Source organism: uncultured Anaerovibrio sp. (assembly GCA_902786545.1).
Taxonomy (GTDB): domain Bacteria; phylum Bacillota; class Negativicutes; order Selenomonadales; family Selenomonadaceae; genus Anaerovibrio.
Genome location: CADACU010000028.1, coordinates 20,662 through 28,100, shown reverse-complemented (window position 1 = coordinate 28,100; position 7,439 = coordinate 20,662). Strand labels below are relative to the sequence as shown.

Annotated in this window: 8 protein-coding genes; 6 read left to right on the top strand and 2 right to left on the bottom strand. The window is 45.9% G+C overall.

Annotated features, from left to right (window positions below):
- A partial coding sequence (locus tag QZV24_RS06825; protein ID WP_294521976.1) for an AAA family ATPase occupies positions 1–410 on the bottom strand: 410 nt, incomplete at its 3' end.
- A gap of 208 nt (positions 411–618) precedes the next feature.
- Here QZV24_RS06825 and QZV24_RS06820 point away from each other — a divergent pair.
- From QZV24_RS06820 to QZV24_RS06800, 5 genes are all read left to right on the top strand, one after another.
- Entirely contained in the window at positions 619–1,182 is a 564-nt protein-coding gene (locus QZV24_RS06820) for a helix-hairpin-helix domain-containing protein (RefSeq protein ID WP_294521972.1), read from the top strand.
- Positions 1,179–2,945, top strand: coding sequence for a ComEC/Rec2 family competence protein (locus tag QZV24_RS06815; protein WP_294521967.1), 1,767 nt, complete (start codon positions 1,179–1,181; stop codon positions 2,943–2,945). Before QZV24_RS06820 ends, QZV24_RS06815 begins: the two co-directional genes overlap by 4 nt.
- Positions 2,902–3,666, top strand: a complete 765-nt coding sequence (locus tag QZV24_RS06810) for a ComEC/Rec2 family competence protein (protein ID WP_294521963.1) — start codon at positions 2,902–2,904, stop codon at positions 3,664–3,666. Before QZV24_RS06815 ends, QZV24_RS06810 begins: the two co-directional genes overlap by 44 nt.
- A gap of 70 nt (positions 3,667–3,736) precedes the next feature.
- Entirely contained in the window at positions 3,737–4,801 is a 1,065-nt protein-coding gene (gene holA / locus QZV24_RS06805) for a DNA polymerase III subunit delta (protein ID WP_294521960.1), read from the top strand.
- 40 nt (positions 4,802–4,841) lie between these two features.
- Positions 4,842–5,171: a hypothetical protein gene (locus tag QZV24_RS06800; RefSeq protein WP_290654956.1), complete on the top strand. Its 330-nt coding sequence runs from the start codon at positions 4,842–4,844 to the stop codon at positions 5,169–5,171.
- 91 nt (positions 5,172–5,262) lie between these two features.
- On the opposite strand, the gene rpsT is transcribed toward QZV24_RS06800, so the two are convergent.
- Complete coding sequence (gene rpsT / locus QZV24_RS06795) at positions 5,263–5,526, bottom strand: 30S ribosomal protein S20 (RefSeq protein ID WP_290654957.1); 264 nt, start codon at positions 5,524–5,526, stop codon at positions 5,263–5,265.
- 100 nt (positions 5,527–5,626) lie between these two features.
- Here rpsT and lepA point away from each other — a divergent pair, with 100 nt between their 5' ends.
- Complete coding sequence (gene lepA / locus QZV24_RS06790; RefSeq protein ID WP_294521955.1) at positions 5,627–7,423, top strand: translation elongation factor 4; 1,797 nt, start codon at positions 5,627–5,629, stop codon at positions 7,421–7,423.
- The last annotated feature ends 16 nt before the right edge of the window (positions 7,424–7,439 follow it).

Sequence of the window (7,439 nt, the reverse complement as noted above, 5' to 3'; positions counted from 1 at the left end):
GGTACATAGCGGATGGTGCCCTGGCGTAGCCTGTTGCGTCGTTTTGCTTCATCCAAACCAACGGAATTGAAGTCAATTACCAGCAGCTTATAGTGATGTTTTTCTGTCAGTCCTTTAACATAATTTATCAGATATTCATTCATAAAGGTGGCATCAAAAAATGTCACCCCACCATGGTCCATGCGGCTTTCCAACAGCTCATAGGCCAGCTGCCAGGCTTTGTCTGACACCTGCTGATTTATTTCATAATATCCCTGGGGTGTTTTGACCGGGTTGGACAGCAACAGGCGCAGCCGGTCAGTGGCTATGGAATAATCCTCCAGCTGATGTTCCTTGAGCCAGGTACTTTTGCCGCTGCCGGGTACCCCCCGCAGCAGAACTACTATATTATCTTTCAGGTTAATATTCATAATAACTCATTCCTCAATCTGTAGAACTAATAGCAGATTGTTTCTAATTAACATATATCATTCTACAGCAATAGGGTGGAAAGTCAAGTTAAAAGTATGCATATATTAAATAAATTTATGAATAATGTTGTATTTTATTAAATATATTAAATTAAAATACAAATTTTCTTAAAAATATTATATAATAGCCGTGAAAGAAGGTGGATATATGCCTGTATTTAAAAAATCCATGCTGATATTGCTGGTTATTGTTTTGGGGGCAGCGATGGGGACTTATTACAGTCTGGCTGAGGATGATAATGAACCAATGGAAACGGCTACGGCCCAGGTAACCGACTCGGTGCCAGCGGACAATTTTGCTGTATATGTTTGTGGAGCGGTGAAAAACCCGGGGGTAGTACTGCTAAGCCCTGCCAGTCGGGTATCCGATGCGGTAAATAGCTGTGGTGGGGTGTTGCCCAACGCTGATACGGAGAAAATCAATATGGCCCAGCCCATCAAGGATGGTATGCAGATAACTGTGCCGGATAAAGGTCAGGGAACGGGAAATAAACCGACGGACAGCCCGGTGAGCGCCGGGGATAAGGTGAACATCAATCAGGCCGGTGTGGATGAATTGACAAAAATTCCCGGGGTGGGCAAGGCCACCGCTCAGCGAATAATTGATTACAGAACCCAAAACGGCCCCTTCACAGAACTGGAGGATTTAATGAAAATCAAGGGGATAGGCAAGGCCAAGTTTGAAAAAATGGCCCCAAGGATAACCTTATGAAAACGCGGGAAGGACAATATCCCAAGACATTTATCAATATCTTATTGGTGGCATTGGCAACTGGTATTTTCCTGGGGAGACATTGGGGGATATCAACGGAATTATATGGTATAGCTTGGGGGGCATTCATCGGATTATTTATCAGCACGCTGCTGTTGCTATACCATAGTAGCAACTATACAGGCATAATGTTGATACTACTGGTCGTAATGCTGGGCTGGTTACGGACTTCTGCTTGTTTATATATTAGTGAAAATGACATTGAAAAATGGGCAGAGCAGGACATTACCCTGATAGGGGATTTGCAGGAAGAACCAGTGGTCAGACAGGATGCTACAGGGGCGCTGCATATAAAATATATTGTAGGAAATATAGTGATAATCCAGGGAGCAAATCAACAGCATTGTCAGAATAATATCATAGTGTACGGACGGGATAACTCCTTTGATATGAAGCGGGGCTTATTACCAGAGGGAGACTTTGGCTTTGAACAGTATGGTCGGATTGGGGATAAGATAAAAGTCAGTGGCAAGCTGATGAAGCTTCATGATTACCAAAATCCTGGGCGCATGGATGTGGTGATGGCTAATTATGCCCGTAATATTCATGGTCAGCTGTCTGCCAGCAAATACAGTATTGAATTAACGGGCCAGGAGAAGCATTTTTGGGGCAGATTGGCCGGGAATATACGCCATCTGTATAAAACCAGTATGGATGCAGTAATGCCCAAAACGGATAGTGCAGCTATTTTTGCCATGCTCTTTGGCGGGTATGGTGGCATCAGGCCAGAATTGTTGGAGGCCTTTACTGTTACGGGACTTATCCATATTTTGTCCGTTTCCGGGTCCCATATAACCCTAATGGCCGGGGTAGCTCAGGTTCTGGGAAAGGTGTTGGGCTGGTCGGGGCGTATGACTGCCTTGGTTGCTACTATAATTATAATGTTGTACAGTCTGTTGGCGGGACTGGTCATTCCTGTTGTGCGGGCAGCTATCATGGGAATATTGACTTTAGTGGCCCTGACTTTGGGACGGGAACGGGATGCTCAGCATATATTGAGTCTAACAGCTGGGGGAATATTGTTGCTTTGGCCCTTGTCCCTGTATGACATCAGTTTCCAGTTGTCCTTTGGGGCTACTGCCGGGCTTTTGTATCTCTCACCAAGGCTACAGGGGCTTTTTAGTCAAAGACTGCCCCGGTTTATATCCGGGAGTCTGGCAGTGACCATGGGGGCCCAACTGGCAGTGCTGCCCTTTATTGCCTGGTATTTTAATGTCGTATCCCTTAGCTCCTTGTTAGCCAATATTCTTGTAGCCCCGCTGGTGGAGTTTATTATTGTCATCAGTCTGCTGGCGGGAATCATTGTTGGGTTGTTGCCAGTGGTCGGCAAGCTGATTTATATGAGCGCCAGCTTGCTATTGGGCCTTTCATATGAGCTTTCCCGGTGGATTGCCCGATTGCCGGGCAGTCAGATTTATGTGCCGGCCCTGAACTACCCGATGTGGATTATTTATTACGCTGTATTGGGGCTTTATTCCTTGCCGGCAGATAATAAGGAGTATATTTGGAATAAAACCAGGCAGGCAATAAAACTGGCCAGAGGCCGGGAGCAGTATATAATAGGATTGGCAGCTATAATTATAATTATCGTTAGCTGCGTGGTGTGTTGGATACAGCCAAAGGAACTGCAAGTACACTTTATTGATGTAGGGCAGGGGGATGGATGTAGGGCAGGGGGATGCGGCATTGATTATTACACCTAATGGACGGGCTTTTATGATTGATACCGGAGGTACCCGTAAGGGGAGTTATGATATTGGCGCCAGGGTGGATGTACCTTATTTGCTGCATTATGGTGTGCGGAAACTGGATTTTATTATGCTGACCCACGCCCACGATGATCATGCCAAGGGCGTAGGTGGGATTTTGGGGAAAATTCCGGTGGGGACAGTACTGATTGGCCATGAGGGCTTGGCTGAATACCAGAAGGCCTTTGGGGGGAGCCAGCTGGTTGTATGTGCGCCCCTTCAGGAAGATACGGAAATGACCGTGGACGGCGTGAAAATCCAGATATTATACGCTCCGATAAACGGCAATTTGGCGGGCGGGATGACGGGAAATGAGTTTTCCAATGTTATTAAAATTTCTTACGGTATGCATAGCTTTTTGTTTACCGGTGATTTGACTGCCGAGCATGAGCAACGATTGGTGCAGCAGGGGAAAGACCTGCACAGTACGGTTTTAAAGGTGGGGCATCATGGCAGCAATACATCCAGTAGCGAAGCCTTTTTGCAAATGGTCAACCCCAGCTGGTGTGTAATCAGTGTGGGCTATGGTAATAGCTTTGGCCATCCCCATAAGGAAATAGAGAAAAGACTTAAGCAATATACCAGCCAATATATATACCGAACTGATCGGGACGGGGCAGTGGTTTTTCGGACCGATGGGAAGCGTATGAGGATGGAAACTGCTGGTGACCATTGATAATGATAAAGGAGGATTCTGCTTTTGCATTTAGGACAGAAAGTAGTGTATTATTATCATAGGTGATGGTATGAATTACGGAGAATTTAGAACAAAACTGAAAAAGGGCCAGACGAGCCAGCTGTATTTGTTGGCCGGGGAGGAAGGCTATTATATAGAACGGGCGGAAAAGGCTATATTAGCGACGGTTTTTCCAGCCGGGGTCCGGGATGAAGATGTGCAGCTGGTGGATGGCAATATCTCTATCAACGAACTGATTTCGCTAATAGAAACCGTACCCTTTTTTTCGGAAAAAAATGTCATCATTATTCGGGATGCGGATTTTTTCAAAGCGCAAAAAAAATCGGCGGATGGTGATGAACCACAGCCAGCCCCCCAAAAGTCATCCGCTGAAAACCGGCTATACAGTTTGTTTGCCAATATGCCGGAGTTCAATATTGTAATTTTTGAGTTAAAAAGCAAACCGGATAAGCGGAAAAAGCTTTTTAAGGAATTTGCCCGTTTTGGGCAGGTGATGGAAGCTGAGCCGGTAAAATCGTACAATATTGATGACTGGCTTCATGGAAAGCTTCAGGAAATACACAAAAATATGGACAATGAGGCTCACGCCTACTTTGCCAGGGTCGTTGGAATAATGGACAAAATCCCGTTGGGATTTTTGGACAAGGAAATGGACAAGCTGGCCATGTTTATGGGGCCGGAGCAGAAGCTGATAACCAGGGAAATTATGGCGAAGATGTTTTCGGATATTCCGGAAATTGATAGCTTTGCCATGAATGATGCCATTGGCCAGCATGATATAAAAAGAGCCCTGTATTTGTTCAAAAAACAACAGGACAAAGGGGTGTATATTGTGGGCATCCTTGGTCCGTTGATTTATTATGTGCGTCAGCTTTGGCAGGCCAGGACTATGCTGCAAAAAGGCCTTCGGGATAAGGCGTTGGGGCAGTTTATCGGCGTAAACAATCCCTATATTCTCAAAAAAATTACCAAGGAATGTCAGAGCTTTTCAGATGCAACGCTAAAAAAAGCATTTTTGCAGCTGGCAGAAGCGGATTTGGGGGCCAAAACCGGTCGGCTGGACTCCGCCGAGGTGGAAGCAATAATTATTGGCCTTTGCAGAGGAGACGCCTGATATAGTCGTTTGTTTATGTGGAAATCTGGAGGTGTTGGTAATGAAAAAGATGACGGCTGCATGGATGGCTGTTCTGTTGCTGTTGATCATGACTATACCGGCCGTGGCGGCAACTCCTATCAATCAGGACGGGTATTACAAGGGGATTAAGCTGTGTGGTAAGGTGCGGGTAGTGGAACACTTTGGCGATGTTAAGGTGAAGGTGGTCGAGGCATTTCCGGATCTTAAGGTGAAGGTGGTAGATGCCTTCCCTGATAAAATTGGTGAGTGGAAATTCGTGGAGTATGGTGAGGATTTCACTATACAATTCGTAGAAAGCTTTCCTGATATCAAAATAAAATATGTGGATGCCTTTCCTGGGGTGAACTAGGCGTAGCACTTGCGTATATTTTTACATACCAAAAAGGGGACTTGGAAAAATCAAAACTTTTCCAAATCCCCTTTTATTTCAGTGCAAAACATTATGCCATCGCGTTAACCTTGCGAGCTAAACGGGACTTCTTGCGGCTTGCAGCATTCTTGTGATAAACATGGTTTGCAGCAGCCTGATCGATAGTCTTACAAGCAAGTGCAAGGAGGGCCTTTGCTTCTTCAGCGTTACCAGCCTCAACAGCATCCAAAACCTTGCGGGAAGCAGTTCTTACACGAGACTTCTCAGCCAGGTTCTTAGCACGGCGCTTTGCGTCAGTCTTTACGCTCTGGATAGAAGATTTAATATTTGGCAATTAGTTCACCTCATTCTCACCACAATAGAACCCTTGCTTATTGCTGGTATGGAGTGGTATAATAATTTGTCTTATTATGTATATTTGGAAGGACGAGATTATGGATACAAAGAAAATTCGTAATTTTTCAATAATAGCCCATATTGACCACGGTAAATCGACTATTGCCGACCGGCTGATTGAATATACCGGCACCCTGTCCAAGCGGGAAATGGCAGATCAGGTGTTGGATAATATGGATTTGGAGCGGGAACGGGGAATTACCATCAAGGCCCAGACCGTACGGATTGACTATCGGGGCAAGGATGGGGAAATGTATTGCCTCAATTTGATTGATACTCCTGGTCATGTGGATTTTACCTATGAGGTTTCCCGTAGCTTGGCTGCCTGCGAAGGAGCACTGCTTATCGTGGATGCAGCTCAAGGGGTTGAGGCTCAGACCCTGGCCAATGTGTATATGGCCCTTGAACATGATCTGGAAATTATTCCTATTATAAATAAGATAGATTTGCCAAGTGCCGATCCGGAACGGGTAAAGCAGGAAATTGAGGATGTTATCGGACTGGATGCTTCCGATGCTATTCTAGCTTCGGCCAAAACCGGTGAGGGCATTGAGGCAATCCTTGATGCTATTGTTGAACGGATTCCGGCGCCAGCTGGTGTGGCTGATAAGCCATTAACTGCCTTGATTTTCGATTCATATTTTGATGCCTATAAAGGGGCCATTGCCCATATCCGTATTATGGATGGTGTCCTGAAAAAGGGTATGGGATTAAAGATGATGGCTACCGGCAAGGTGTTTGAAGCGACGGAAATAGGTTGCTTCCGCCCGGCCACCATGGAACTGGATGAACTGGGCCCAGGTTCGGTAGGTTATTTGGCTGGTTCGCTGAAGCAGGTCCGGGATGTCCGGGTAGGCGATACGGTGACATTGGCGAATGGTGGCGCAGCGGAACCACTACCTGGTTATCGAGGTGTTACGCCGATGGTGTATTGTGGCCTTTACCCAGTGGACAGTGCAGACTACGATAATTTAAAGGATGCGCTGGAAAAGCTGCAGCTGAACGATGCCGCCTTGGTATTTGAGCCGGAAACCTCAGTGGCTTTGGGCTTTGGTTATCGGTGTGGCTTTCTGGGATTGCTCCATATGGATGTTATTCAGGAACGATTGGAGAGGGAATATAATCTGAAGCTTATTACCACTGCCCCAAGCGTTATTTACCATGTATATAAAACCGATGGGGAAATGGTGAAGGTGGACAACCCATCTGATTTGCCGGCACCGACCACCATTGAACATATCGAGGAACCATTTGTAAAGGCGACTGTTATTGTGCCAAACGATTTTGTTGGGGCAGTAATGGAGATATCCCAGAACAAACGGGGGGAATTCAAGGGAATGGATTATCTGGATGTAAACCGGGTAATGATTGTTTATCACATTCCACTCAGTGAAATAATATATGATTATTTTGATAAGCTGAAATCCTCTACCAGGGGCTATGCCTCCCTGGATTACGAATTGGCAGATTATCAGCCGGCCAAGCTGGTGAAGCTGGATATTCTCCTGAATGGTGACCCGGTGGATGCTCTGTCAACTATCGTTCATGTGGATAATGCGGCCAGCCGGGGGCGTTCGCTGGCTGCCAAATTAAAGACTATTATTCCACAGCAGATGTTTGAAATTCCAATTCAGGCAGCTATTGGTAATAAGATTATTGCCCGGGAAAATGTCAGAGCCATGCGAAAGGATGTATTGGCCAAGTGCTATGGTGGCGATATTACCCGTAAGCGGAAGCTGCTGGAAAAGCAAAAGGAAGGCAAGAAGCGGATGAAGGCCGTGGGCCGGGTAGAGGTACCACAGGAAGCATTTATGGCCATACTCAATATAGAGTAAGGGGATACTAGTTGGG